24 protein-coding genes and 1 pseudogene are annotated in these 26886 nt (G+C 75.4%); 17 read left to right on the top strand and 8 right to left on the bottom strand.

The features are described 5' to 3' along the window. Positions 1-53: 53 nt before the first annotated feature. Positions 54-1247, bottom strand: coding sequence for an ABC transporter ATP-binding protein (locus tag JD79_RS03500; protein WP_211307848.1), 1194 nt, complete (start codon positions 1245-1247; stop codon positions 54-56). 3 nt (positions 1248-1250) lie between these two features. On the opposite strand from JD79_RS03500, the gene JD79_RS03495 reads away from it, so the two are divergent. From JD79_RS03495 to JD79_RS03480, 4 genes are all read left to right on the top strand, one after another. Beyond that, positions 1251-1982, top strand: a complete 732-nt coding sequence (locus JD79_RS03495) for an ABC transporter permease (protein ID WP_245899621.1) — start codon at positions 1251-1253, stop codon at positions 1980-1982. Then, positions 1979-2716: an ABC transporter permease gene (locus tag JD79_RS03490; RefSeq protein ID WP_110004404.1), complete on the top strand. Its 738-nt coding sequence runs from the start codon at positions 1979-1981 to the stop codon at positions 2714-2716. Before JD79_RS03495 ends, JD79_RS03490 begins: the two co-directional genes overlap by 4 nt. A gap of 161 nt (positions 2717-2877) precedes the next feature. Beyond that, positions 2878-3891 carry a glycine betaine ABC transporter substrate-binding protein gene (locus JD79_RS03485; protein ID WP_110004403.1) on the top strand — a complete coding sequence of 338 codons (1014 nt, stop codon included), beginning with the start codon at positions 2878-2880 and terminating at the stop codon, positions 3889-3891. An 83-nt stretch (positions 3892-3974) separates the two neighbouring features. Continuing rightward, a complete protein-coding gene (locus tag JD79_RS03480) occupies positions 3975-5111 on the top strand; it encodes a DUF6779 domain-containing protein (protein ID WP_146220376.1) in 1137 nt (378 codons plus the stop codon). Here JD79_RS03480 and JD79_RS03475 read toward each other — a convergent pair. Beyond that, positions 5108-5854 (bottom strand): SDR family oxidoreductase, encoded by a 747-nt coding sequence (locus tag JD79_RS03475; RefSeq protein WP_110004401.1) that lies wholly within the window; start codon positions 5852-5854, stop codon positions 5108-5110. The genes JD79_RS03480 and JD79_RS03475 overlap by 4 nt on opposite strands. A gap of 327 nt (positions 5855-6181) precedes the next feature. Here JD79_RS03475 and JD79_RS03470 point away from each other — a divergent pair, with 327 nt between their 5' ends. The 9 genes and pseudogenes from JD79_RS03470 to JD79_RS03430 all read left to right on the top strand — a co-directional run bounded on the left by JD79_RS03470 (position 6182) and on the right by JD79_RS03430 (position 16761). After that, positions 6182-7126: a Rossmann-like and DUF2520 domain-containing protein gene (locus tag JD79_RS03470; protein WP_110004400.1), complete on the top strand. Its 945-nt coding sequence runs from the start codon at positions 6182-6184 to the stop codon at positions 7124-7126. Then, positions 7123-7803 (top strand): annotated as a pseudogene (gene panC, locus JD79_RS03465) (pantoate--beta-alanine ligase); the annotation flags it as partial. The gene JD79_RS03470 and the pseudogene panC, both read left to right, overlap by 4 nt. A gap of 184 nt (positions 7804-7987) precedes the next feature. After that, entirely contained in the window at positions 7988-8413 is a 426-nt protein-coding gene (gene panD / locus JD79_RS03460) for an aspartate 1-decarboxylase (protein ID WP_110007382.1), read from the top strand. Beyond that, positions 8410-10092, top strand: coding sequence for an L-aspartate oxidase (locus JD79_RS03455; RefSeq protein WP_110007384.1), 1683 nt, complete (start codon positions 8410-8412; stop codon positions 10090-10092). The genes panD and JD79_RS03455 overlap by 4 nt, the downstream gene beginning before the upstream one ends. Then, positions 10086-11009 carry a carboxylating nicotinate-nucleotide diphosphorylase gene (nadC, locus tag JD79_RS03450; protein ID WP_245899618.1) on the top strand — a complete coding sequence of 308 codons (924 nt, stop codon included), beginning with the start codon at positions 10086-10088 and terminating at the stop codon, positions 11007-11009. The genes JD79_RS03455 and nadC overlap by 7 nt, the downstream gene beginning before the upstream one ends. A gap of 6 nt (positions 11010-11015) precedes the next feature. Beyond that, positions 11016-11810 (top strand): type III pantothenate kinase, encoded by a 795-nt coding sequence (locus tag JD79_RS03445; protein WP_110004399.1) that lies wholly within the window; start codon positions 11016-11018, stop codon positions 11808-11810. A 43-nt stretch (positions 11811-11853) separates the two neighbouring features. Beyond that, positions 11854-13356 carry a lysine--tRNA ligase gene (lysS, locus tag JD79_RS03440; RefSeq protein ID WP_110004398.1) on the top strand — a complete coding sequence of 501 codons (1503 nt, stop codon included), beginning with the start codon at positions 11854-11856 and terminating at the stop codon, positions 13354-13356. Between the two features lie 156 nt (positions 13357-13512). Continuing rightward, a complete protein-coding gene (locus JD79_RS03435) occupies positions 13513-13866 on the top strand; it encodes a histone-like nucleoid-structuring protein Lsr2 (protein WP_110004397.1) in 354 nt (117 codons plus the stop codon). Between the two features lie 351 nt (positions 13867-14217). Then, positions 14218-16761 (top strand): ATP-dependent Clp protease ATP-binding subunit, encoded by a 2544-nt coding sequence (locus JD79_RS03430; RefSeq protein WP_110004396.1) that lies wholly within the window; start codon positions 14218-14220, stop codon positions 16759-16761. A 257-nt stretch (positions 16762-17018) separates the two neighbouring features. Here JD79_RS03430 and JD79_RS03425 read toward each other — a convergent pair whose 3' ends face one another. After that, positions 17019-17894 (bottom strand): HhH-GPD family protein, encoded by an 876-nt coding sequence (locus JD79_RS03425; RefSeq protein ID WP_110004395.1) that lies wholly within the window; start codon positions 17892-17894, stop codon positions 17019-17021. 77 nt (positions 17895-17971) lie between these two features. On the opposite strand from JD79_RS03425, the gene JD79_RS03420 reads away from it, so the two are divergent. Next, positions 17972-18664: a MucR family transcriptional regulator gene (locus tag JD79_RS03420; RefSeq protein ID WP_110007381.1), complete on the top strand. Its 693-nt coding sequence runs from the start codon at positions 17972-17974 to the stop codon at positions 18662-18664. A 45-nt stretch (positions 18665-18709) separates the two neighbouring features. Here JD79_RS03420 and disA read toward each other — a convergent pair whose 3' ends face one another. The 3 genes from disA to JD79_RS22415 form a co-directional block, all read right to left on the bottom strand. Next, complete coding sequence (gene disA, locus JD79_RS03415) at positions 18710-19798, bottom strand: DNA integrity scanning diadenylate cyclase DisA (RefSeq protein WP_110004394.1); 1089 nt, start codon at positions 19796-19798, stop codon at positions 18710-18712. Between the two features lie 87 nt (positions 19799-19885). Further along, positions 19886-21259: a DNA repair protein RadA gene (gene radA / locus JD79_RS03410; RefSeq protein WP_110004393.1), complete on the bottom strand. Its 1374-nt coding sequence runs from the start codon at positions 21257-21259 to the stop codon at positions 19886-19888. Between the two features lie 49 nt (positions 21260-21308). Then, positions 21309-22013 (bottom strand): copper chaperone PCu(A)C domain-containing protein, encoded by a 705-nt coding sequence (locus JD79_RS22415; protein ID WP_170149098.1) that lies wholly within the window; start codon positions 22011-22013, stop codon positions 21309-21311. Between the two features lie 105 nt (positions 22014-22118). Here JD79_RS22415 and JD79_RS03405 point away from each other — a divergent pair, with 105 nt between their 5' ends. After that, positions 22119-23684, top strand: a complete 1566-nt coding sequence (locus JD79_RS03405; protein WP_110004392.1) for a cryptochrome/photolyase family protein — start codon at positions 22119-22121, stop codon at positions 23682-23684. A 76-nt stretch (positions 23685-23760) separates the two neighbouring features. Next, positions 23761-24381 carry an RNA polymerase sigma factor gene (locus JD79_RS03400; RefSeq protein WP_110004391.1) on the top strand — a complete coding sequence of 207 codons (621 nt, stop codon included), beginning with the start codon at positions 23761-23763 and terminating at the stop codon, positions 24379-24381. A gap of 227 nt (positions 24382-24608) precedes the next feature. On the opposite strand, the gene JD79_RS22140 is transcribed toward JD79_RS03400, so the two are convergent. Together JD79_RS22140 and JD79_RS03390 are read right to left on the bottom strand one after the other, a co-directional pair. Continuing rightward, complete coding sequence (locus tag JD79_RS22140; protein ID WP_146220375.1) at positions 24609-25124, bottom strand: hypothetical protein; 516 nt, start codon at positions 25122-25124, stop codon at positions 24609-24611. A 293-nt stretch (positions 25125-25417) separates the two neighbouring features. After that, on the bottom strand, positions 25418-26272 hold the full coding sequence (locus JD79_RS03390) for a UbiA family prenyltransferase (RefSeq protein WP_245899616.1): 855 nt from the start codon (positions 26270-26272) through the stop codon (positions 25418-25420). A gap of 121 nt (positions 26273-26393) precedes the next feature. On the opposite strand from JD79_RS03390, the gene JD79_RS03385 reads away from it, so the two are divergent. Continuing rightward, complete coding sequence (locus tag JD79_RS03385; protein WP_091373028.1) at positions 26394-26876, top strand: CarD family transcriptional regulator; 483 nt, start codon at positions 26394-26396, stop codon at positions 26874-26876. The last annotated feature ends 10 nt before the right edge of the window (positions 26877-26886 follow it).

Here is a 26886-nt window from a genome sequence, read left to right as displayed (position 1 = left end):
CTCCGCCCCGCCACCGCTCGCGAGCTCGCAGCGGGATCCCGCAGAGGGGCCGGTCACCTCACCGGGATCGCCGCGCCGGCCGTCTCCGGGACCGTGCCGTCGACCGATCGGCGCAGCGCCGCGTGCAGCGACTCCGGGGTCAGCACCCCCAGGAAGACGTCGCCGTCGAGGACCGCCACCCAGCCGGCCTCGTGCTGCAGCATCGTGGAGAACGCGGTCTTGAGCGTCGCGCCGGCCGGTACCCAGGCATCCATCCGCCGCGCCGCCGAGCCCACCGTGCCCGCGCCGGCGGCCCGGTCGGCCGACAGCCAGCCGTGCAGCCTGTCGTCGTCGTCGAGGACCACCGCCCACCGGGCGCCGGTGGTCTGCAGCGAGGACCGGGCGTCGGCCAGGCCGTCGGCGACGTGCACCACAGGCGGGCGCTCGAGGTCGTCCGGGCCGATCGCGGTGACCGCCAGGCGCTTGAGGCCGCGGTCGGCTCCGACGAAGTCGGCCACGAAGGGGCTGGCCGGGCGGCCGAGCAGCTCGGCGGGCGGCGCGAACTGCTCGACCCGGCCGCCGGTGCTCATCACCGCGATCCGGTCCCCGAGCCGGACGGCCTCCTCGATGTCGTGGGTGACGAAGACGATCGTCTTGCGCACGGTCTCCTGCAGCCGCAGGAACTCCGTCTGCAGCCGCTCCCGGACCACCGGGTCGACGGCGGAGAACGGCTCGTCCATGAGCAGGACGGCGGGGTCGGCCGCCAGCGCCCGGGCCACCCCGGCCCGCTGCCGCTGGCCGCCGGAGAGCTGCGCCGGGTAGCGCCCGCCGTGGACGGCGGGGTCGAGGCCCACGGTGGACAGGAGCTCGTCGACCCGGGCACGGGTGCGCCGCTTGTCCCAGCCCAGCAGCCGCGGCACCGTCGCCACGTTGTCCCGGACGGTCTGGTGGGGGAAGAGCCCGACGTTCTGGATGACGTAGCCGATGCGGCGGCGCAGCCGGTCGGGGTCGACCCGGGTGACGTCCTCGCCGCCGAGGAGGATCCGCCCCGTGGTCGGCTCGATGACCCGGTTGATCATCTTCATCGTCGTGGTCTTGCCGCAGCCCGAGGGCCCGACGAGGACCGACAGCTCGCCGGCGGTGAAGGTGAGGTCCAGCCGTTCGACGCCGACCGTCCCGTCGGCGTAGGTCTTGCTGACCCCCTCGAGCCGGATCTCCTGCGCAGCGCCCGTGCTGCCGTCCGGACCGCTCCCGGCAGTAGCGTCCACGGCGTGACCTCCCTGGGTACGCGCCCTCTGCTGGACGCGGTGAGCGACCCCGCGGTGGGGCTGCTCGCGGTGGACGAGGCCCCGAACCCGTGGTTCGACCCGTCCTACGTGACCGACAACTGGGACTCCATCCTGACCTACACCGGCGAGCACGTGCGGCTCACCGTGCTGGCGGTGGTCATCGGCGCGGCCGTCGCGCTGCCGCTGGCCCTGCTGGCGCGGCGCAGCCGCTACCTCTCGGCGCCGGTCCTGGGCCTGTCCACGGTCGTCTACACGATCCCGTCGCTGGCGCTGTTCGCGCTGCTGGTGCCGTTCACGGGGCTGTCGTCGAACACCGTGCTGATCGGCCTGGTCGCGTACTCGCTGGTGATCCTCGTGCGGAACTTCCTGGCCGGCCTGCAGGGCGTCCCCGCCGACGTCCGCGAGGCGGCGCGGGGGATGGGACTGTCGGCGGCCCAGACGTTCTGGCGGGTGGACCTGCCGCTCGCGCTCCCGGCGTTCATGGCCGGGCTGCGGATCGCCACGGTGTCCACGGTGGCGCTGACGACGGTCGGCGTCCTGGTCGGCCACGGCGGGCTCGGGCAGCTCATCACCGGCGGGTTCGCCGCGAACTTCTACCGCGCGGAGATCGTCACCGGCGCCGTCGGCTGCGTGCTGCTGGCGCTGCTGGCCGACGTCCTGCTGGCCGGCGCCGAGCGGGCGCTGACCCCCTGGGCGCGGGCGGTGCGGGCGTGAACGACGTCAGCCGGGCGATCACGTACCTCAACGACCCGTTCAACTGGACCCGGCCGAACGGGATCACCGACCTCGCGCTGGAGCACGTCGGCATCTCCGCCGTCGCGGTGCTGGCGGCGATGGTGGTGGCCCTGCCGGTCGGCGTCGCCCTCGGCACGGCGCGCCGCGGCGCGGGCATGGTCGTCGTCCTGTCCAACGTCAGCCGGGCCGTCCCGACGCTGGCGCTGCTCACCCTCTTCGCCGTCAGCCCCATCGGCTTCGGCAACCGCGCGACGACGATCGCCCTGGCGGTGTTCGCGATCCCGCCGATCCTCACCAACACCTTCGTCGGCTTCCGCGGCGTCGACGCCGAGGTCCGCGAGGCGGCGCGCGGGATGGGCATGAGCCGCGCCCAGGTCCTCGGCCGCGTCGAGCTGCCGCTGGCCCTGCCGCTGGTCGCCACCGGCATCCGCACCGCCGCGGTGCAGGTGGTGGCGACGGCGGGCCTGGCCGCGCTGGTCGGCGGGGGAGGGCTGGGCCGGCTGATCAACCTCGGCTTCGGCCAGCAGGACTACGGCGTGATGATCGCCGGCGCCATCCTCGTGGCCGGCCTGGCGCTGCTGACCGAACTGCTGCTCGCGACGCTGTCCTGGGCGGTGACCCCCGGCCCCCGGCGGCTGCCGTTCCTGCAGGTCAGGACGACGCCGAGGGCCGGATCCGTTCCGGAACCCACGGCCAGCGGCGTCCCGCTGTGAGCCGGATCTCGTCGTGAGCGCGGCGGTGTAACGACCGCGCAACACATCCGTGCGGCGATTGCCCGGGTCCGAGCCCCGGGGGTTGCATGTCCCGCGCGGGCTCACCCCGCCAGACACGCGTCGCGGCCGCACGCCGCACGGGACACAGAAGGCGGACCACCATGCGCAAGCAGCGCGCCCTCGCCCCTCTCCTGCTCACCGGCCTCCTGCTGACCGCCGCCTGCGGCGAGTCCGGCTCCTCGGGGACCGGCGGCGCCACCGGGACCAGCGGCTCGGCCGCCAGCGGCGACGCCTGCGCCCCGGTGCCCGGCGACCAGCTCGTCGTGCTCGAGGACGACCAGGAGCTGCAGAACGCCGACAACATCGTGCCGGCGGTCACCGCGGCCACCGCCGCGGCCAACCCCGCGCTGGTCCCGGCCCTCGACGCGGTCTCGGCCGCGCTCACCACCGACCAGCTCATCGACATGAACGCCGCCGTCGACCTGGAGCGGCAGAGCGCCGAGGACGTCGCGGCCGCGTGGGTCGAGGACAGCGGCGTCACCGACGGCCTCGAGCAGGGCAGCGGCCCGATCGTCGTGGGCGCGGGCAACTTCACCGAGTCGACGATCCTGGGCAACGTCTACGCCGGGGTCCTGCGGGCGGCGGGCTTCGACGCCACCGTGCGCGAGGTCGGCAACCGCGACCTGTACCTGCCGGCGCTCATCTCCGGCACCGACCTGCAGGTCTTCCCCGAGTACCTGGCCACCGTGACCGAGGCCCTCAACACGCAGGTCAACGGCGCCAACCCGACCCCGATCGCCAGCGGTGACGCGCAGGCCACCCGCGACGCGCTGCAGCCGCTGGCCGACCGGGTCGGGCTGACCTTCGGCACGCCGTCGGAGGCCGCCGACCAGAACGCCTTCGCGGTCACGCAGGAGTTCGCGGACCGGCTCGGCGTGACGACGCTGTCGGAGCTCGCCGACGCGTGCGGCGACGGGTCGCTGGTCCTCGGCGGCCCGGCCGAGTGCCCGACCCGGCCGTACTGCCAGCCGGGCCTGGAGGAGACCTACGGCCTGACGTTCGCCGAGTTCCGCGAGTTCGACGCCGGCGGCCCGGCCACCAAGGCCGCCATCACGCAGGGCGAGGTCTCGATGGGCCTGGTCTTCAGCTCCGACGGCGCCCTCGCCCGGCAGTAGGGCACCAGCGGCAGCGGCAGCGGCTCCGGCACGGACGACTCCGTGCCGGAGTCGGAGGCTCGCTGACCGTTACCCTGATGGGCATGCGGACGACGGGGGACGCGGCCGGCTCGGCTGCGCGCACGACGGCGCGACCGTCCGGGCTGCGCGTGGCGGGACTCGTCGCGGCGTGCCTGCTCGCCGCCGCCGCCACGGCCGTCGTCTTCCTGTCCGACGACCCGCGGGTGCTCCGCGTCTCGGTGGTCGCCGTCGCCTGGGCCTGCCTGGGCGCCGCGTTCGCCACCGGTCGACGCCCCGAGGTCACGGCGCCCGAGGCCACCGGGCCCGAGGCCACCGGGCCCGAGGCCACCGCACCTGAGACCACCGCGCCCGCGGGCCCCGACGCCGCCGCGGTGGAGGCGGAGCTGCGCCGCACCTTCGAGGCCGAGCTCGAGCGCGAGGCGGCGGTGCACCGGCAGGCCGAGCTGGAGCTGGAGCTGCGGGTCCGCGGTGAGGCGGAGGCCGCGATGCGCCGCGAGCTCGACGGCCTCCGCAGCGAGCTGGCCGGGCTGCGCAGGGACCTGACCGGCCTCGACGCGCTGCGCACCGAGGTCGCCGCGGTCGGTGCGCTGCGGGCCGACCTCGCCCGGCTCGCCGGCCTGCGCACCGAGCTGGCCGGGCTCCGGGCCGACGTCGGCCGGCTGCGCACCGAGCTGACCGAGCGGCACGCCGGCGACCTGCACCACGCGGGGGAGATGCACGTCGAGCGGGTCGTCATGCGGACGCAGTCGGTGCGCACCGGGCGGGAGCCGCTGGAGCCCGCGACGGCGGCGACGGCGCAGGTGACCACCCAGGTCGCCGCTCAGGTGGGATGGCACGCCGACGTCCACCGCGAGCTCGGCGGCTGGCCGGGCGCCCCAGCTCCCGCGACGGTGGCCGTCCCGGTGGTGTCCCCCGACCCCGAGCCGGTCGCCCGCGTACTGACCCCGCCGCCGGTCCCCGTGGACGCGGGCGCCCCGCGCCGCCGCCGCACCGACCTGGCCGTCGACCTCCTGCCGCCGGCACCGGCCGAGCAGCTCACCGTCGAGCGGCCCTCCGTGCACGCCACCGCCGCGGGACACGGCGCCCACGTGACGCCCGTCCCCCGGGACGAGGAGGATGCCGGCTCCGCACGGCTGGCGCAGATCCTCGCCGAGAGCGGGGTCACCCCCGGCGGCCGCCGGCGGCGCTACCGCGACTAGGCGGGACCGCGGGAGAGCGCGCCGCCGTCGAGCACCAGGGTCTGCCCGGTGACCCAGCCGGCGCCGAGCAGGTAGGCCGCGGCCTCGCCGATGTCCTCCGGCTCGCCGAGGCGCCCGGCCGGGTAGGCGGCGGCGGCCTCCGCCTCGCGGCCCTCGTACAGCGCGCCGGCGAAGCGGGTCTTGACCACGGCCGGCGCGACGGCGTTGACCGTCACCCTCGGGCCGAGCTCGACGGCCAGCTGGGTGACCAGGTTGATCAGTGCCGCCTTGCTCACGCCGTAGCCGGCGATGTTGGGCGAGGCCTTGAGCCCGGCCACCGACGCGACCACGAGCACCGAGCCGCCGTGCTCGCCCATCCACGCCCGCCAGGCCTCCTGCACCAGCCCGAGCGTGCCGACGACGTTGGTGTCGAGGATCTTGCGGAAGGCGTCGAGCTCGAGGTCGACCACGGGGCCGTAGACCGGGTTGATGCCGACGTTGCCCACCAGGTGGTCGAGGCTGCCGAAGCGCTCGACCGCGGTGCGCACGGCCTCGGCGCGGTGCCCGGCGTCCCCGGCGTTGCCCGGGACCCCGACGGCGACCTCCGGCCCGCCGAGCGAGGCCACCGCCTCCTCCAGCGCCTCCGGCTTGCGGGCGGTGAGCACCACGCGCGCTCCCCGGTCGACCAGGCTGCGGGCGATGGCCAGCCCGATACCGCGGCTGCCGCCGGTGACCAGTGCGGTGCGTCCCTCGAACGTGCCCACGTCGCGCTCCTGTCGGTTCGGCCGGCCACGGCGCCGGTGACGCCGCCCACGGTAGGGCGGGCCCTCCGGCCGTCCTCGGCCCCCTCCCGGGGGGACACGTGAGGCACCCCACAGTGCCGCAGCGTTGCAGGGGACCGCAGGCGGTCACACACTCGCGTCGGCGCGTCGCCCGCGTGACACACCCGGTCGCAGCGGACGCCCCGCCGCACTGCCGCACCACCGAGCACGACCGGCACCGCCGAACGACCAGCACCACCAGGGCCGCCAGCGCCGACGGCCCGCCCACCGAGTCCGGTACCCGCCAGGGACTGGAACGAGGAGTGTCCGATGCCTGCTGCCCGCAGGACCCCCCGCGCTGCCGGGCTCCCGCCCGCCGCCAGCGCCCCCGCCCGGCTCCGGATCGGAGTCGTCGGCGCCGGCCGCGTCGGCGCCGTCCTCGGGGCCGCCCTCGCCGCCGCCGGCCACGACGTGGTCGCCGCCTCCGGCGTCTCCACCGCCTCCGCCGAGCGCGCCGCCCGGCTGCTGCCCGGCACCCCGCTGCTGCCCGCCGACGAGGTGGTCGCCGCCGCCGACCTCGTGGTCCTCGCCGTTCCCGACGACACGCTCCCCGGCCTGGTCGCCGGCCTCGCCGAGACCGGCTCCTGGCGGGCCGGCCAGCTGGCGTTCCACACCTCCGGCGCGCACGGCCTCGCCGCGCTCGCCCCCGCCGAGCGGGCCGGCGTCCTCCCGCTGGCCCTGCACCCGGCCATGACCTTCACCGGCGCCCCCGAGGACGCCGACCGGCTCACCGGCGCCCCCTTCGGCGTCACCAGCCGCCCCGAGCACCGGCCGGTCGCCGAGACCCTGGTCCTCGAGATGGGCGGCGAGCCGTTCTTCGTCGCCGAGGCCGACCGGCGCCTCTACCACGCCGCCCTGGTCACCGGCGCCAACCACCTGGTCACCCTCGTCGCCGAGGCCGCCGACCTGCTGCGCGAGGCCGGCGTCGACGCCCCGGCCCGGGTGCTCACCCCGCTGCTCACCGCCGCGCTCGACAACGGTCTGCGCCGGGGCGACCGCGGGCTGACCGGCCCGGTCAGCCGCGGCGACGTCGGCACGGTGGCCGACCACCTCGAGACGCTCACCGAGCGGGCGCCGGAGTCGGTGGCCGCCTACGTGGTGATGGCGCAGCGGACCACCGAGCGCGCGCTGGCCGCGGGGCGGCTCAAGCGGCACGAGGGCACGCCGCTGCTCGACCTGCTCTACGAGGCCGCCGACCCCGCGGGCTCGCGGTGAGCGCCCGGCCCGCCGTCGCCGAGACCGCCGCGGACCTGCGCGCGCTCGTCGCGCAGCTGCCCGGCCCGGTCGCCCTGGTCCCGACGATGGGCGCCCTGCACGAGGGGCACCGCGCGCTGGTCCGCGCCGCCCGGGAGCGGGCCGGCAGCGTCGTCGTGTCGGTCTTCGTCAACCCGACGCAGTTCGGCCCCGGCGAGGACCTCGACCGCTATCCGCGCACCTGGGACGCCGACCTCGCCGCGCTCACCGAGGAGGGCGCCGACGTCGTCTTCCACCCGCCGGTCGACGAGGTCTACCCGCCGGCGGCGCTCGGCGTCACCGTCGACCCCGGCCCGCTCGGCTCCGTCCTCGAGGGCGCGGTGCGGCCGGGCCACTTCGCCGGCGTGCTCACCGTCGTCGCCAAGCTGTTCGGCCTGACCCGGCCCGACCTCGCGTTCTTCGGCGAGAAGGACTACCAGCAGCTCGCGCTCGTCCGGGCGATGGTCCGCGAGCTGGCGCTGCCGCTGGAGGTCGTCGGCGTCCCCACCGTCCGCGAGGACGACGGCATGGCGCTGTCGAGCCGCAACCGCTACCTGGCGCCGGGAGAGCGCGCCCGCGCCGCGACGTTGAGCAGGGCGCTGCGCGCCGGGGCGGACGCCGGCCCGCGCGGCGCCGACGCCGTCCTCGCCGCCGCCCGCGAGGTCCTCGCGACCGCGCCGGAGCTGGTGCCCGACTACCTCGAGCTGACCGACCCCGACCTGGGCCCCCGCCGGTGGCCGGCCCCGCCCGACTCCTGCTGGCCGCCCGCGCCGGCAGCACCCGACTCCTCGACAACGTCGCGGTCACACTCACCCGCCCGACCCAGCCCCACGGAGAGCCCCGATGATGCGCACGATGCTCAAGTCCAAGATCCACCGGGCGACGGTGACGCAGGCCGACCTGCACTACGTCGGCTCGGTGACCGTCGACGAGGACCTGCTCGACGCCGCGGACCTCATCCCCGGCGAGCAGGTGGCGATCGTGGACGTGACCAACGGCGCGCGGCTGGAGACCTACGTCATCCCCGGGCAGCGGGGCACCGGGGTCATCGGCATCAACGGCGCCGCCGCGCACCTGGTCCACCCCGGCGACCTGGTCATCCTCATCAGCTACGGCCTGATGGACGAGACCGAGGCCAAGAGCCACATCCCCAGGGTCGTGCACGTCGACGGCGCCAACCGCGTCGTCGAGCTGGGCGGCGACCCCTCCGCGCCGGTGCCCGGCGCGACCGACCAGCGGCGCAGCGACCTCGGCGTCCCCGTCCGGTGACCTCCCTGGCGGCCGATCCGGTGGTCGGTCTCCCCACCCGGCTGGCCGCCCCGGCGCCCGGGTGGGAGCTGACGGCCGACGTCTGCGTCGTCGGCTCCGGCGTCGCGGGCCTGTGCGTCGCGCTGCACGCGCGGGCGGCGGGCCTGTCGGTCGCCGTCGTCACCAAGGTCCGGGTCGACGACGGCTCGACCCGCTGGGCGCAGGGCGGGATCGCCGCCGTGCTCGACCCGGCCGACACCCCGGAGGCGCACGCGCGCGACACCGAGGTCGCCGGCGTCGGGCTGTGCGAGCCCGACGCCGTCGCCGCGCTGGTGACCGAGGGCCCGGGCCGGCTGCACCAGCTCATCGACTGGGGCGCCGCCTTCGACCGCGACCCGTCGGGCCGGCTGCTGCTCACCCGCGAGGGCGGGCACTCGGCCGACCGGATCGTGCACGCCGGCGGCGACGCCACCGGCTCGGAGGTGCAGCGCGCGCTGCACGCCGCCGTCCGCAGCGACCCCGGCGTCACGCTCGTCGAGCACGCGATGGTGCTCGACCTGCTCACCGACGACGCCGGCCGCGCCGCGGGCGTCACCCTGCACGTCCTGGGCGAGGGCACCGAGGACGGCGTCGGCGCGGTCCGTGCCCGCGCGGTCGTGCTGGCCACCGGCGGGATGGGGCAGGTCTACGCCGCGACGACGAACCCGTCGGTGTCCACCGGCGACGGCGTGGCCCTCGGCCTGCGCGCCGGCGCGGTCGCCACCGACCTGGAGTTCGTCCAGTTCCACCCGACGTCGCTGTACCTCGGTCCCGGCGCCCGCGGGCAGCAGCCGCTGGTCAGCGAGGCCCTGCGCGGCGAGGGCGCGGTGCTGCGCGACGGCGCTGGGGAGCGGTTCATGGTCGGCGTCCACCCGCTGGCCGAGCTCGCGCCGCGCGACGTCGTCGCCAAGGCGATCACCCGCGTGCAGCTGCGCGACGGCGTCGAGCACGTCTGGCTCGACGCCCGCTCCGTGCCCGGCCTCGAGCAGCGCTTCCCCACCATCGTGGCCAGCTGCCGGGCAGCCGGCGTCGACCCGGTGACCGACCTCGTGCCGGTCACCCCCGCCGCGCACTACGCCTCCGGCGGGCTGGTCACCGACCTGGCCGGGCGGACCACGGTCCCCGGCCTGTACGCCTGTGGCGAGGTGGCCTGCACGGGGGTGCACGGGGCCAACCGGCTGGCGTCGAACTCGCTGCTCGAGGGCCTGGTGTTCGCGGCCCGCATCGGCGGGGAGCTGGCCCGCTCGCTGCCGCCGGCGGCGCCGGCCCGCGCGGCCGTCGCCGGCACGTCCGGGCTGCTCGACCCGGCCGGGCGGCTCGCGGTCACCGAGACCATGTCCGGCCGCGTGGCCGCGCTGCGGTCGGGCGCGGGCCTGGCCGAGGCCACCGGTCGGCTCGGCGCGCTCGCCGCCGGGCTGGCCACCGGCGCCGGCGCCACGCCGGGCGTGGAGAGCTGGGAGGCCACCGACCTGCTCACCGTCGCCAGCGCGCTGACCGCCGCCGCCACCGCCCGCCGGGAGACCCGCGGCTGCCACTGGCGCGAGGACCACCCCGACACCGAGGCCGACTGGCGGGTGCACCTCGACGTCCGCCTCGACGCCGAGGGCGCCCTGCGCCTGACCCGCCGCCCGGTCGGCACCCCGGTGGTGCAGCCGTGGTGAGCCGGGAGGCGGTGGACCGGGACCCGCGCTCGCTGGAGGGCACCGGGCTGTCGGAGGCCTGGGTCGAGGACCTGGTCGAGCGCACGCTGGCCGAGGACCTCGCCGGCGGCGCGGTGCTGCCCGGCGCACCGGACCTCGCCGTCGCTCTCGACGTCACCAGCGCCGCGACCGTCCCGCCGGCGCAGTACGGCACCGCCGACCTCGTCGCCCGCGCCGACGGCGTCGTCGCCGGTCTGCCCGTGGCCGCCCGGGTGTTCACCCGGCTGGCCCCCGGCGCCACGCTGACCGCGGGAGCGGCCGACGGCGACCGCGTGCGCCGCGGCGACGTGCTGCTCACCGTCCGCGGGCCGGTGCGCGCGCTGCTGGCCGCCGAGCGCAGCGCGCTGAACATCGCCAGCCGGGCCAGCGGCATCGCCACCGCCACCCGCGCCTGGGTCGACGCCGTCGAGGGCACCGGCGCCGTCGTCCTCGACACCCGCAAGACCACCCCGGGCCTGCGGCCGCTGGAGAAGTACGCGGTGCGCTGCGGCGGCGGGTCGAACAAGCGGATGGGCCTCTACGACGTCGCGATGGTGAAGGACAACCACGTCGCCGCCGCGGGCTCGGTGGCCGCCGCCGTGGCCGCCGTGCGCGAGCGGGCGCCGCGGGTGCCGGTGCAGGTGGAGGCCGACACCCCCGCCCAGGCGCTGGAGGCGGTCGAGGCCGGCGCGGACTTCCTGCTGCTGGACAACATGCCCCCTGCGCAGCTGCGGGAGGTCGTCGCGCTCGTCGGCGGCCGCGCGGAGCTCGAGGCCACCGGCGGGCTCACCCTCGCCGTCGCCCGCGAGGTCGCCGGGACCGGGGTGGACTTCCTCTCCGTCGGCGCGCTCACGCACTCCTCGCCGATCCTCGACCTCGCGCTCGACCTGCGGAGCTGAGCCGGCGTGCTGCTCACCGTCGACGTCGGCAACAGCCAGACCGTGCTGGCCACCTTCGACGGCGCCCGCCGCATCGGCGGCTGGCGCGTGACGACGCACGCGCGGGCCACCTCCGACGAGCTGCGGATGCTCTGGCGCGGCCTGCTGCGCGACACCGAGGTCACCGGCGTCGCCGCCTGCTCCACCGTGCCGGCGCTGCTGCCCGCGCTGCGCCGCCTGCTCGACTCCCTCGACGTACCGGTCGTGCTCATCGGCCCCGGCGTGCGCACCGGTGTCCCGCTGCACGTGGACAACCCGCGCGAGGTCGGTGCCGACCGCGTGGTCACCGCGCTGGCCGCCCACGAGCTGTTCGGCCGCGCACCCGACGGCAGCGGGCGCCCGGTCGTCGTCGTCGACTTCGGCACCTCCACCAACGTCGACGCCGTCGGCCCGGACGGGCAGTTCCTCGGCGGTGCGCTGGCGCCGGGGGTCGAGGTGAGCCTGGAGGCGCTGGCCACCCGCGCGGCCCAGCTGCGGTCGGTGGAGCTCACCGTGCCGTCGCAGGCGATCGGCAAGAACACCGTCGCCGCGCTGCAGTCGGGCGTGGTGCTCGGCTTCGCCGGCCTGGTCGACGGGCTGGTCGGCCGGATCGCCGGCGAGCTGGTGGCCCAGTTCGGCGACCCGCCGGTCGTCGTCGCCACCGGGGGGCTGGCACCCCTGGTGGCCGGCAGCTGCCGGACGATCGGCGAGCACGAGCCCGACCTGACGGTGCACGGCCTGCGGCTGGCCTTCGAGCGGCACCAGGCCCCCGGCCGCCGGTAGTGCGCCGGGGGTGTCGCGGCCCACGGCCGTAGGCTCGGGCGCCGTGACCGACGAACCCCCGGGCTCCCCGGACGACGAGCTCCCCGAACAGCTCCGGGTCCGCCGCGCCAAGCTCGACCGCCTGCGCGAGACCGGCGTCGACCCCTACCCGGTCGCCCTGGAGCGCACCACCGCGCTCGCCGACGTCCGCGCCGCCCACCCCGACCTGCCGCCGGACACCCTGACCGGCGAGCGGGTCGGCGTCACCGGCCGGGTCATCTTCAGCCGCAACACCGGCAAGCTCTGCTTCGCCACGTTGCGCGAGGGCGACGCCGAGCTGCAGGTCATGCTCTCCCGCGACCGGGTGGGCGAGGAGGCCCTGGCCGCCTGGAAGGCCGACGTCGACCTCGGCGACCACGTCCTCGTCACCGGCGAGGTGGGCACCTCGCGCCGCGGCGAGCTGTCGGTGTTCGCCGACTCCTGGCAGATGGCGGCCAAGGCGCTGCGGCCGCTGCCGGTCGCGCACAAGCCGATGAGCGAGGAGCTGCGGGTCCGGCGGCGCTACGTCGACCTGATCGTCCGGGACGAGGCGCGCCGCACGGTGCGCCAGCGGGCCCAGGTGACGGCGGCGCTGCGCGCGGGGCTCACCGGCCGCGGTTTCCTCGAGGTCGAGACGCCGATGCTGCAGACCGTGCACGGCGGCGCCGCCGCCAGGCCGTTCCGCACGCACATGAACGCCTTCGACCTCGACCTGTACCTGCGCATCGCGCCCGAGCTGTTCCTCAAGCGGTGCATCGTCGGCGGGCTGGAGAAGGTCTTCGAGATCAACCGCAACTTCCGCAACGAGGGCGCCGACAGCTCGCACTCGCCGGAGTTCGCGATGCTCGAGTTCTACGAGGCGTGGTCGGACTACCAGGGCGTGGCGCGCACCACCCGGGAACTGATCCAGGAGTGCTGCGCGGCGCTGTTCGGCGACCACGTCGCCCGCCACCACGACGGCACCGAGGTCGACCTGTCGGGGGAGTGGCCGCAGGTGCCGCTCTTCACGCTCGTCTCCGACGCCGTCGGCGAGGAGGTCACCCCGGAGACGCCGGTCGAGCGGCTGCGGGAGCTGGCCGGGCGGCACGACGTCGGCGTCGACCCGGCCTGGCTGCCCGGCAAGGTGGTCGAGGAGCTGTTCGAGGCGCTGGTGCAGGACTCCCTGCAGGCGCCGACGTTCGTCGTCGACTACCCGGTCGACACCTCGCCGCTCACCCGCGCGCACCGCTCGACGCCCGGTCTGGCGGAGAAGTGGGACCTCTACATCGGCGGGCTCGAGCGCGGCACCGGGTACTCCGAGCTGGTCGACCCCGTGGTGCAGCGCGAGCGGTTCACCCAGCAGGCGCTGCTGGCCGCGGCCGGAGACCCCGAGGCGATGGTCCTCGACGAGGACTTCCTCGAGGCGCTCGAGTACGGGATGCCGCCCAGCGGCGGCGTCGGCATGGGCATCGACCGGCTGATGATGACGCTGACCGGTCTCGGCATCCGCGAGACGATCCTGTTCCCTTTGGTCCGCCCCATTTCCTGAAACCCGTGCCGCGTCGCCGATTTCCTCCCCGGAATGGGCGACCCGCCGTCTCCCATTGACGTCGGGCCGTGATTCTGTGGTGGAATGTGCGCGTCGTCCATCTGAACGGCATTGACCGTCCGGCCACGGGGGCCGAGAGGGAGTGAGGAAAGCAGAATGGCGCGCAAGGTCCAGGTGATCCTGAGTGACGACCTCGACGAGGACCTCCCCGCCGACGAGACGGTGAGTTTCTCGCTCGACGGCACGAACTACGAGATCGACCTGTCCGAGAAGAACGCGAAGGAACTGCGCGACGCCTTCTCCCGCTACGTGCAGGCCGCCCGCAAGGTCGGTCGCGGCGGAGGCCGGGCCTCCGGTGCCGGCAAGTCGCGCGCGACCGGTGGCGGCGGGCGGATGGACCGCGAGCAGGCCGGCGCGATCCGCGACTGGGCCCGCAAGAACGGCCACAACGTCAGCGACCGCGGCCGCATCCCGGCCAGCGTCGTCGACGCCTACGAGGCCGCCCACTGAGGAAGGGCCCCCTCGCGGGGGCCCACCCCTCGCTCCGCCCGGGGTGGGCCCCCGCGAGGGGGCTGTCCCAGGACGTCACCGACGGCCCGGTCCCTGCGGGGGGCCGGGCCGTCGGCGTCCCCGGGCCGCCGCGCCGTCCGCTGTCGGCGTAACCGGATCGGAACACCCCTCGTCCACCATCGGTTGGACGGGACAGCCACCCACCGCACCGCCGGTCGCAGCCGACGGTCCGGCGTGGTCCGTGACTACAGTGGAATGACCGGTGCCCCAGCGCGCCGACGGACGTCGGGTGCTCCTCCCCACGAACGGGGAGGGCAGTGCCGGACCAGCCGGTCAGAGGAGAAGCAGCAGATGTTCGAACGGTTCACCGACCGAGCCCGACGGGTGGTCGTCCTGGCGCAGGAAGAGGCCAGGATGCTCAACCACAACTACATCGGCACCGAGCACATCCTCCTGGGCCTGATCCACGAGGGTGAGGGCGTCGCTGCCAAGGCCCTCGAGTCCCTCGGCATCTCGCTCGAGGGTGTCCGCCAGCAGGTCGAGGAGATCATCGGTCAGGGCCAGCAGGCCCCGTCCGGCCACATCCCCTTCACGCCGCGGGCGAAGAAGGTCCTCGAGCTGTCGCTGCGCGAGGCCCTGCAGCTCGGCCACAACTACATCGGCACCGAGCACATCCTGCTCGGCCTGATCCGCGAGGGCGAGGGCGTCGCCGCCCAGGTCCTCGTGAAGCTGGGCGCCGACCTCAACCGCGTCCGCCAGCAGGTCATCCAGCTGCTCTCCGGCTACCAGGGCAAGGAGCCGGCCGCGGCCGGCGGCCCGTCGGAGGGCACGCCCTCGACCTCGCTCGTGCTCGACCAGTTCGGCCGCAACCTGACCCAGGCCGCGCGCGACTCCAAGCTCGACCCGGTCATCGGGCGGGCCAAGGAGATCGAGCGGGTCATGCAGGTCCTCTCGCGGCGGACCAAGAACAACCCCGTCCTCATCGGCGAGCCCGGCGTCGGCAAGACCGCCGTCGTCGAGGGCCTGGCCCAGGCGATCGTCAAGGGCGAGGTCCCCGAGACGCTGAAGGACAAGCAGCTCTACACCCTCGACCTCGGCGCCCTCGTCGCCGGGTCGCGCTACCGCGGTGACTTCGAGGAGCGCCTCAAGAAGGTGCTCAAGGAGATCCGCACCCGCGGCGACATCATCCTGTTCATCGACGAGATCCACACCCTCGTCGGTGCCGGTGCCGCCGAGGGCGCGATCGACGCCGCCAGCATCCTCAAGCCGATGCTGGCCCGCGGCGAGCTGCAGACCATCGGTGCCACCACGCTCGACGAGTACCGCAAGCACCTGGAGAAGGACGCCGCCCTCGAGCGGCGCTTCCAGCCGATCCAGGTGGGCGAGCCGACGCTGACCCACACGATCGAGATCCTCAAGGGCCTGCGCGACCGCTACGAGGCGCACCACCGGATCAGCATCACCGACGGCGCCCTCGTCGCCGCCGCGACGCTGGCCGACCGCTACATCTCCGACCGCTTCCTGCCGGACAAGGCGATCGACCTGATCGACGAGGCCGGTGCCCGGATGCGGATCAAGCGGATGACCGCGCCCCCGGACCTGCGCGAGTTCGACGACCGGATCGCCGGCATCCGCCGCGAGAAGGAGTCGGCGATCGACGCCCAGGACTTCGAGAAGGCCGCGTCGCTGCGCGACAAGGAGAAGACCCTCCTGGCCGAGAAGGCCGAGCGGGAGAAGGCGTGGAAGGCCGGCGACATGGACGTCGTCGCCGAGGTCGACGACGAGCAGATCGCCGAGGTGCTGGCCAACTGGACCGGCATCCCGGTCTTCAAGCTCACCGAGGAGGAGACGACCCGTCTGCTCCGCATGGAGGACGAGCTCCACAAGCGGATCATCGGCCAGGAAGAGGCCATCAAGAGCGTCAGCCAGGCGATCCGGCGCACCCGCGCGGGCCTCAAGGACCCGCGTCGCCCCGGTGGCTCGTTCATCTTCGCCGGCCCCTCGGGTGTCGGTAAGACCGAGCTGGCCAAGGCGCTCGCGCAGTTCCTGTTCGGTGAGGACGACGCCCTCATCCAGATCGACATGGGCGAGTTCCACGACCGGTTCACCGTGTCGCGGCTCGTCGGTGCCCCTCCCGGCTACGTCGGTTACGACGAGGGTGGCCAGCTGACCGAGAAGGTGCGGCGCAAGCCGTTCTCGGTGGTCCTCTTCGACGAGATCGAGAAGGCGCACGCGGACGTGTTCAACACGCTCCTGCAGGTGCTGGAGGACGGCCGGCTCACCGACGGTCAGGGCCGGATCGTGGACTTCAAGAACACGATCCTGATCCTCACGACCAACCTCGGTACGCGGGACATCTCCAAGGCCGTGGGTCTGGGCTTCCAGGTCGGCAACGACACGCAGTCGAACTACGAGCGGATGAAGCTCAAGGTCAACGAGGAACTCAAGCAGCACTTCCGGCCGGAGTTCCTCAACCGCATCGACGACATCGTCGTGTTCCATCAGCTGACCGAGGACGAGATCATCGAGATCGTCGACCTCATGGTGGCCCGCGTGGAGAGCCAGCTGGCGAACAAGGACATGTCGCTGGAGATCACGCAGGAGGCCAAGAAGCTCCTGGCGCACCGCGGGTTCGACCCGGTGCTGGGCGCCCGGCCGCTGCGCCGGACCATCCAGCGCGAGATCGAGGACGCGCTGTCGGAGAAGATCCTCTACGGCGAGCTGACCGCCGGTCAGATCATCGTGGTCGACGTCGAGGGCGAGGGTCCCACCGCGAAGTTCACCTTCCGCGGCGAGGCCAAGCCGATCGACCTGCCCGACACGCCGCCGGTGGCCCTGGCCGTCGGCGACGACGAGGACGGCAACGGGCCCACCAGCCTGAAGAAGGCCGAGTGACCTCGTAGTCCCACCGACAGGGGCCGTCTCCCGCGAGGGAGGCGGCCCCTGTCGCGTTCCCGGGGGCCTCCGCGGATGACCAGGTGACCTGATCGTGCCTCGTCCTGGCTCATCGCCGACCGTGAGCCGGGACGCGCCACGGTGAGCCAGGACGACGGACGGCGACCCGGCGTGCGGTGACCACCCCGGCGCACTCCGTTCTCCGGCGGGCTGCCGATCGCCGCGCCGTCGACGCCACGGCGACGCCACGGCGACGCTCAGGCCGGGAGCGCGAACCGGCCGTCGTCGGTCTGCTCGACCAGGCCGTCGGCCAGCAGTGAGTCCAGGCACCGGGACCGCTGGACGGCGTCGTCCCAGGCGCCGTCGAGCAGGGACGCCGGCACAGGGCCCTCGGCGCCCCGCAGGACGTCGAGCAGCCGCCCGCGGACCTGACGGTCGGTCCCGGCGAAGCGCTGCACCGGGCGGGCCGGACCCTCGTGCGCCGGGCACCCGGCCAGCCGCCACGCGCAGCGGTCCCGCACCGGGCAGACGGCGCAGCGCGGCGTGCGGGCCACACAGACCAGGGCGCCGAGCTCCATCGTCGCCACCGAGAAGCGGCACGCCCGCTCCCGGTCGGCGGGCGCCAGCGCCGCGACGTCGGCCAGGTCGGAGGCGCGGGCGGTCCCGGCCTCGGCGCGCCCGTGCACCAGCCGGGCGACGACCCGCCGCACGTTGGTGTCCACGACCGGCTGGGGCGTCCCGTGGCCGAAGCAGGCGACCGCCCGGGCGGTGTAGGTCCCGACGCCGGGCAGCGCCTCCAGGGCCGCCACGTCGGCCGGGACGGCGCCGCCGTGCCGCTCGGTGAGCGCGACGGCGGTCTCGCGCAGCCGCAGCGCGCGCCGCGGGTAGCCGAGCTTGCCCCAGGCGCGGATCACCTCGGCCGGCGACGCCGCGGCCAGCGCCGCCGGGGTGGGCCAGCGCTCCATCCAGGCGTGCCACACCGGCTCGACCCGGGCCACCGGCGTCTGCTGCAGCATGACCTCGCTCACCAGCACCGCCCACGGGTCCACGCCGGGCCGGCGCCAGGGCAGGTCGCGGGCGGCGGTGTCGTACCAGTCGACGAGGGCGTCCCCGAGTCCGGCCGTGCTGCTCACGGGGGTCCAGTGTGCCCGGCCCCGCCGACGGCGTGCCCCCTCGGGACGGCTCGGAGGCGCGGACTACGGTCGCCTTCGTGCTGCACCCGGTCGGGCCCCTTCCGGCCGCCGTCTACTGGAGGCGGCGGCTGCTCGTGCTCGTCCTGCTGGTCGCCGTCCTCGGGGGCGGCAGCTGGCTCGGCGTGGCGCTGCTGACCGGCTCGGAGGGCACCGCGTCGGCCGCCGGGACGTCGGAGGCCGCGTCGTCGGCGTCGTCGGGGGAGCCTCCCGCGCTGGACCGGGTGGTCCCGCCACTCGCCGGGGTGCAGACCCCCACGCCGCCGCCGTCCCCCGCGGCACCGGCCGAGCCCACGGCGCCGGCCGCTCCGGTGCAGGAGCCCGGTGCGCCGTGCTCCGACGACGTCGTCGCGCTGGAGGTCCGCACACCCGGCACCGTCGCCTCGGGCTCCTCGCCGACGTTCGAGCTGGTCGTCACCAACACCGCGGCGGTGCCGTGCACGCGGGTGCTCGACGCCCAGCTGCAGGAGATGGTGCTGCTCGACGGCGCCGGCACGCGGGTGTGGGGGAGCAACGACTGCCAGCCCGGGAGCAGCGCCGACACGCGCACGTTGGCGCCCGGCGAGCAGGTGGTGTTCCCGCTGACCTGGAGCGGCCTGAGCAGCGAGCCGGGCTGCGCCGCCCCGCGGGTGCCCGTGGCGCCCGGTCAGTACGTGCTGCGGGCCCGCCTGGACGCCAAGACGAGCCCCGACGCGGTGCTCACCATCGCCTGACCGGCCCCGTCCCGAGCGTGCGAGGGAGGAGGACGGGGTCCTCGGTCAGCTGTAGCGGTCGAGGATCGACGTCTCGGCCAGCCGGGACAGGCCCTCGCGGATGCCCCGCGCCCGGGCCTCGCCCACGCCCTCGACGGCGAGCAGGTCCTCAATGGTGGCCGCCAGCAGCTTCTGCAGGCCGCCGAAGTGGTCGACCAGGCGGTCGATGATCGCCGCCGGCAGGCGCGGCACCCGGGCGAGCAGCCGGTAGCCGCGCGGGCTGACGGGGGAGTCCAGCGCGTCGGCCGACGTGGGCAGGCCGTAGCAGCGGGCGACGGCGGACAGGTCGAGCAGCTCGGTGGCCGACAGCGTGCGCAGGTCGGTGAGCACGTCCTCGATGGTGCGCGGCCGGCGGGTGCCCGCGGCGGGCAGGTAGTCGCGCACCAGCAGCGCGCGGTCCTCCTCGACGCCGGCGAGCATCTCGTCGAGCTGCAGCGCCAGCAGCCGGCCGTCGGTCCCCAGCTCGACGACGAAGCCCTCGATCTCGTCGGCGATGCGGCGCACCATCTCCAGCCGCTGGCTGACGCTCATCGCGTCCCGGACGGTGACGAGGTCCTCGATCTCCAGCGCCGACAGCGTGCTGGCCACCTCGTCGAGGCGCAGCTTGTAGCGCTCCAGGGCGGCGAGGGCCTGGTTGGCGCGGGCGAGGATCGTCGTCGGGTGCTCGAGCGTGTAGCGCCGGCCGGCCACGTAGACGCTGATGATGTGCATCGACTGGCTGACCGAGATGACGGGGAACCCGGTCTGCACGGCCACCCGCTCGGCGGTCCGGTGCCGGGTGCCCGACTCCTCGGTGGGCACGGTCGGGTCGGGCATGAGGTGCACGCCGGCCCGCACGATGCGCAGCCCGTCGGAGGACAGGATGACCGCGCCGTCCATCTTGGCCAGCTCGCGCAGCCGGGTCGCCGACAGGGCGACGTCGAGGGCGAACCCGCCGGTGCAGATGGACTCCACGACCCGGTCGTAGCCGAGCACGATCAGCGCGCCGGTGCGGCCGGCCAGGATGCGCTCCAGGCCGTCGCGCAGCGCCGTCCCCGGGGCGATGCGGCCGAGGAGTTCGCGCAGGGCGACCTCGGAGTCCACAGCGGGGGGCACGGGCGCTCCTGACGTCGTCGTGGTACGGCGGCTGAGTCTACGTGGCACGCCGGCCGGCCGGTCGGGAGCGGGGGGTGGGGGAAGCGCTCACCCGGGGAAGAGCCCGGCGAGCGCGGCGCCCAGGTCGGGGACCTCCATGAGCCGCATGCCCTGCGGCGCGGAGCCGGCGTCCGGCGGCACCAGCGCGAGCCGGTAGCCCTGGCGGGCCGCCTCGGCCAGCCGCCGGCCGGTCCCGCCGACCCGGCGGATCTCGCCGGACAGCCCGACCTCGCCGAGCGCGATCATGCCCTCGGGCAGCGGGGTGTCCTTGGACGCCGAGGCGATCGCCAGCGCCAGCGCCAGGTCCGCCGCGGGCTCGGCGATCTTCACGCCGCCGACCGAGGCGGCGAAGACGTCCGCGTCGGCCAGGCGCACCCCGCCGCGGCGCTCGACGACGGCGTTCACCATCGCGACCCGCTGCGAGTCGAGCCCGCTGACCGCCCGGCGCGGGGAGCCGCCGCCGGCGCTGGTGGCCACGAGGGCCTGCACCTCGGCGAGCAGCGGCCGGCTGCCCTCCATGGTCACCGTGACGCAACTGCCCGGCACCGAGGCCGTGCGGCGGGAGACGAACAGGTGCGACGGGTCCGGGACCCCGACCACGCCGCCGTCGCCGATCTCGAAGCAGCCGATCTCGTCGGCCGGGCCGAAGCGGTTCTTGGTGGCCCGCACCAGGCGCAGCGTGGAGTGCCGCTCGCCGTCGAAGGACACGACGACGTCGACGAGGTGCTCCAGCGCCCGGGGACCGGCGATGGCGCCGTCCTTGGTGACGTGCCCGACCAGGATCGTGGTCATCCCGCGGGACTTGGCGACGGCGGTCAGTGCCGTGGCGACGGCGCGGACCTGGCTGGCGCCGCCGTCGGTGCCGTCGACGGCGGGGGAACGGACGGTCTGCACGCTGTCGAGGACCAGCAGCGAGGGGGCGACCTGCTCGACGTGGGCGAGGACGGCCGACAGCTCGGTCTCGGCGGCGAGGTAGAGCCGGGGGTGCAGCGCGTCGATCCGCTCGGCGCGCAGCCGCACCTGCGCGGCGGACTCCTCGCCGGAGACCACCAGCGTGGGGCCGTTGGCCTCGGCCACCCGGTGGGCGACCTCGAGCAGCAGCGTGGACTTGCCCACCCCGGGCTCACCCGCCACCAGCACCACGGCGCCGGGGACCAGCCCGCCGCCGAGGACCCGGTCGAACTCCGGGATCCCGGTGGGCACCGCGCGGGCGCCGGCGAGCTCGACCTGGGCGATGGGGCGGGCCGGCGCGGTCACCGGCCCGGCGGCGACCGCGCGGAGGGCGGGCGCCGGAGCGCTGACCTCCTGCAGGGTGCCCCAGGCCTGGCACTCCGGGCACTTGCCCATCCACTTCGCCGACGCGTAGCCGCACTCGGTGCAGCGGTGGGCGGGACGGGCGGACTTCACACCGGAGGGGGGCACGCCGCCACGGTAGGTGCGGGTACCGACACTCCCGGGGAGGCCGACGCCGTCACTCGGCGACGGTGTCCTCCTCGCTTTCCGGGTTCTCCTGCTCGAGGCCCTCCTCGAAGTCGAACGGCTCGGGGCGCTCGATCTCCTCCTCCGGGCCGGCCACCAGCACCTGCGTGGTGATGTCGCCGGCCTGCTCGAAGGAGAAGGTCACCGTGAGCGTCTGCCCGGGCGTCAGCTCCTCGCCGAGGTCCTGCAGCGTGATCGTGGCGCCGTCCTCGCGACCGATGTAGAGCGCGGTGTCGGCGGGGAGGTCCAGCGAGAGCTCGGTGCCGGCCGAGGGGGTGGCGCTCGTCGTGGCGGGCGCGGCGGGGGAGGACCCCGGGGTGGCGCCGGTGCTGCCCGGCGTGGGGGTGGCGGTCGGCTGGTTGCCCGCCGGCGACGACGGCGAGGGGGTGGGTCCCGTCCCCGCGACCAGCACGCCGTCGAAGCCCTCTCCCTCGATGCCGGTGAGGGTGTCGTCGGCGTTGGAGGCGTTGAGGATCGTGACGATCAGCTCGGCGTCGTCACCCTCCTCGTACCGGCCGCCCTCGGGGTAGGCGAGCAGCACCTGGCGCAGCAGGATGTCCTCCACCTGCGCCTGGGGGCCGACCTTGTCGCGGTCCTGGGTGCCGGTCTGGGTCACCTGCCCGCCACTGCACGCGCCGAGCGCGACCGGGCTGAGGACGAGGGCACCCATGACGGTGGCGCGCAGCGCGCGGTTCACAGCGGTCGACCTCCAGCGAGCACGTGCCGGCCACCGTGAGTTCGATGGCCCGAGTCGCGCCGAGCGTAACGGTCCCCCCACGATGTCCGCCGGGAGGTGAGGCCGATGCAGCGCCCCGGACCCGGCGCCGGCACCCGCGAGCGCGACCCCGCCCTCGCCGACTTCCCCGAGCGGTCCCCGGCCACCCGCCGCTGGACCTTCGCCGACCAGCTGGGCCCGCACTTCCTGGACGAGCCCGACCAGCCCGTGCTGCTCATCGAGTCCAAGGCGGTGTTCGCCCGGCGGCGGTTCCACCGGCAGAAGGCGCACCTGGTGCTGTCGGCGCTGCGGCACCGCGCCGCGGAGCTGGGGGAGCAGGCGCACCTGCACCAGGTCACCACCTACGCCGAGGCGCTGGACCGCTACGACGAGCCGCTGAGCGTCTGCGCGCCCACCACCTGGAGCAGCCGCGACTACGTGCTGCGCCGGCCCGGCCTGCAGGTGCTCGCCGCCCGCGGCTTCGTGAGCAGCCAGAACGAGTTCGCGCGCTGGGCGGAGGGCCGCGGCCGCCGCCGGCTGTTGATGGAGGACTTCTACCGCGACGCCCGCCGCCGTCTCGGCGTCCTCATGGACGGCGTCGAGCCGCTGGGCGGCCGGTGGAACCTCGACTCCGAGAACCGCGAGCCGGCGCCGCCGGACGGCCGGTCGCCCGCGCCGGAGCCCTGGTGGCCTGCCGAGGACGAGATCGACGAGCAGGTGCGCGCCGACCTCGACCGCTGGGAGGCCGACGGCGAGGTCTCCTTCGTCGGCGACGACGGCCCGCGGCTGTTCCCGGTCACCCGCGAGGAGGCGCTCACCCGGCTGTCCGACTTCCTCACGAGCCGGCTGGGTGCGTTCGGCCCGCACGAGGACGCGATGCTCGCCGGCGAGCGCTGGCTGGCGCACTCGCTGCTGTCGCCGGCGATGAACCTCGGCCTGCTCGACCCGCTGGAGGTCGTCCACGCCGCCGAGGACACCGCCCGCGCGGCCGCCGCCGACGGGCAACCGCTGCCCCTCAACAGCGTGGAGGGGTTCATCCGCCAGGTCATGGGCTGGCGCGACTACGTCTGGCACGTGTACTGGCACCTCGGCCGGGACTTCCGGCACGCCAACTTCCTCCGCGCCACCGAGCCGGTCCCGGGGTGGATGGCCGAGCTCGACGGGTCGGCCGTCGACGCCGCGTGCCTGTCCGACGTCCTCGACGACCTGCGCCGCGACGGGTGGGTGCACCACATCCCGCGGCTGATGGTGCTCGGCAACTACGCGCTGCAGCGCGGCGTCGACCCGCTGGCGATGACCGACTGGTTCCACCGCACGTTCGTCGACGGCTACGACTGGGTGATGGTCGCCAACGTCGTCGGCATGAGCCAGCACGCCGACGGCGGAGCGCTGGCCACCAAGCCCTACGCCGCCGGCGGCGCCTACATCGACCGGATGAGCGACTACTGCGGCGGGTGCCCCTACGACCCGAAGCAGCGCCTCGGCGACCACGCCTGCCCCTACACCGCCGGCTACTGGGCCTTCCTCGAGCGCAACCGCGAGCGGCTGGCCGGCAACCAGCGCATGCGCCGTCCGCTGCAGGGCCTGGACCGGCTCGCGGACCTGCCGCTCGTCGTCGAGCAGGAGGCCGCCCGGGGCACGTCGGCACCCTGACGGGTGGACCCCGGTCCAGTCCGGTCCCGCACCTGCCGATGCCTCTCCCGTACGGGGGACGGCACGGGAGGTGCGGATGGCGGTGGGACCGGCGTTCGACGACGTCCTCGCGGCGGCCCGGGCGGGTGCCGCGTGGGCCTTCGAGGTGCTCTACCGGGACCTGTCCCCGGTGGTCACCGGCTACCTGCGCCTGCACGGCGCCCAGGACCCCGACGACCTGGCCAGCGAGACGTTCCTCGCGGTCTTCCGCGGGCTGTCCGGGTTCGCCGGGGACGAGGCGGGCCTGCGGTCGTGGGTGTTCACCATCGCCCACCGCCGGCTGGTCGACGACCTGCGGCGGCGCAGCCGGCGTCCGCTGCTGGCCGACGGCGGCGCGGAGCTGCTCCCGGAGGTCGCCGGCGGCGACGTGGAGGACGACGTCCTGACCCGGCTGGGCGCCGAGGCGGTGCACCGGCTGTGCGCGGGGCTGCCGGAGGACCAGCGCTCGGTCCTGCTGCTGCGCGTGCTGGCCGACCTCACGGTGGAGCAGGTCGCCGGCGTGCTGGGCCGCTCGGTGGCCTCGGTCAAGGCGCTGCAGCGGCGCGGCCTGCGCCGGCTGCGCGAGGAGCTGGAGCCCGCGGGGACCACCCCGACGGGGGAGACGACGACGGGCCGCGCACCCCTGCGGGCCCGCCCGGCGATGACGGGGGCGAGATGACCACGCCAGCCCACGCCCGGTCCGCCGAGGAGGCCCTCGAGGCCTGCCTCGCCGGCCGCCCCGCGCCGGGGGGCGCGCAGTACCTGGCCGCGTTCACCGACGCGGTCCGGTCCTCCGCCTCCGTGCCGGGACGGCCGAACGCGGCACTGGCCGAGCTGCTGGCGACCGGTCTGCTCACCGACCAGTCGGAACCGTCCACGCGGACGGCCGGGCACCCCGCCCGGACCTCACGGAAGAGACCCCGCATGTTCATCACCTCGCTCGCCGCCAAGTTCGCCGCCCTGTCCGCGGTCGCCAAGGCCGCCGCCGCCGGCGGCGCCGTCGCGGTCGCCGTGACCGCGGGTGCCACCGCGGTCGTCGTGCCCGCCGACGACACCACCACCGCCGCCGTCTCCGAGGCCGGCGACGGCGCCGACGCGGTCGACGACGGCACGGCCGACGGCGGCACCGACGGCGGCACCGACGGGACGACCGACACCGACACCGACACCGACACCGACACCGACACCGACAGCGACACAGACGAGGCGGGCGACGACGCCGCGACCGGTGACGAGGACGCCGGCGAGGCGACCGACGACGAGACGGTCGCCTCGCCCGTGCCCGACGCCACGCCCACCGAGGAGGACGACCTCGAGGGCGACGACGACGAGCAGCCCTTCGGTTCCCTCGTGCGCGCCGTCGTGGAGGCGAGCCGGGCCACCGGCTCGCGGGTCGGGCCGCAGGTCAGCGCCATGGCACACGAGCGGAACGAGGCCCGGCAGACCGCCCGCGGCGGTGTCGTCGCCGAGCAGTCGGAGACCCAGCAGCCCGAGGCGGAGCCGGTGACCGAGCAGCCGGAGACCGCGGCCCCCGCGCCGGCTCCCGAGGCCCCGCCGCCACGACCGGTGGCGGCAACGGCCACGGCAACGGCGGCGGCCAGGGCAACGGTGGCCAGGGCAACGGCAACGGCGGTGGCCAGGGCAACGGTGGCCAGGGCAACGGCGGCGGTCAGGGCAACGGCGGCGGCCGGAAGTGACCCCGGGCGGGGCCGCGCTCAGGTGAGCGCGGCCCCGCCGGCCAGCAGCAGCACCACGTCGAGGACGGTCAGCAGCAGCACCGCCGGGAACGCCAGCCGGCGGAAGCGGGCCGTCCCCGCCAGGGCGGCGACCGCGACCGCGGGCACCGCCAGCACCAGCCCGGCCCAGCCCCACCACGCGGGCGGTCCGGCCGGGCCGAGCACGAGCACGAGCGACGCCGCCCCGAGCAGCACCGCGCCCACGACCGCCGAGCGGCGCGCACCCAGCCGGTGCGGCAGCCCGCGCACGCCCGTGGCGAGGTCGTCGGCGATGTCGGGAGCGACGTTGGCCAGGTGCGCCGCGGCCCCCAGGGCGGCACCGGCGGCCGGCAGCCACCAGGGGGCGGCCGGGACGCCGGGCGCCGCGGCCACCACCCCGGCCGGCAGCGCGCCGAACCCGGTGACGTAGGGCAACCCCGAGGCTGCCGTGCGCTTGAGACCCGCGTTGTAGGCCCACCCGCTGGCGACCAGGGCCAGCAGCAGCAGGCCGGGCACCCACCCGAGCACCAGCGAGAGGACGACGGCGACCGCGGCCGACGCGAGCGCCGCCGAGCGCAGCACCGCGGGGTCGACGGCGCCCTGCACGACCGGCTTGTCGGCCCGCGCGACGGCGCGGTCGCGGTCGGCGTCGAGCCAGTCGTTGCTCCACCCGATGGACGCCTGACCTGCGAGGACGGCCATGCCCACGAGCGCCACGCGCCCCGGCGACACCTGCGCGGTCACCGCCAGGAGGGTGGCGACGAGGGTGACCGCGACCGCCGGCGGCGCGTGCGTGGCCAGCACGAGCGCCCGGACGGAGGGTCGCCGCGGCGCCCGCGCAGGCACACCGACCACGCCCTGTCAACCCCTCCCCACGAGTTCACCAGGCCTCTGACCTGCGGATATCCGTCGTCCGGCCGTTCCGGGCGTCAGTGTGCCGTGCTAACCTGGGGACAGCGAAAGGGGTCTAACACACATGGGCTTCACTGTCGGCGAGACCGTCGTCTACCCGCACCACGGTGCCGCTCTGATCGAGGCGATCGAGACGCGGACCATCAAGGGTGAAGAGAAGGCCTACCTCGTGCTGAAGGTCGCCCAGGGCGACCTGACCGTGCGCGTGCCGGCCGACAACGCAGAGATCGTCGGCGTCCGTGACGTCGTCGGGCAGGACGGGCTCAACCGGGTGTTCGAGGTCCTGCGGGCCCCGCACACCGAGGAGCCGACCAACTGGTCCCGCCGCTACAAGGCGAACCTCGAGAAGCTGGCCTCGGGTGACGTGAACAAGGTCGCCGAGGTCGTCCGCGACCTCTGGCGCCGCGACAAGGACCGCGGCCTGTCCGCCGGCGAGAAGCGGATGCTGTCGAAGGCGCGCCAGATCCTCGTGAGCGAGCTCGCGCTCGCCGAGGGGACCAACGAGGACAAGGCCGAGGTGCTGCTCGACGAGGTCCTCGCCAGCTGAGCCCCGCACC

The sequence above is a fragment of the Geodermatophilus normandii genome, assembly GCF_003182485.1.
GTDB classification, from domain to species: Bacteria; Actinomycetota; Actinomycetes; order Mycobacteriales; family Geodermatophilaceae; genus Geodermatophilus; species Geodermatophilus normandii.
Note: the sequence above shows the minus strand (reverse complement) of the source record. Positions and strands in the feature narration are given on the sequence as shown.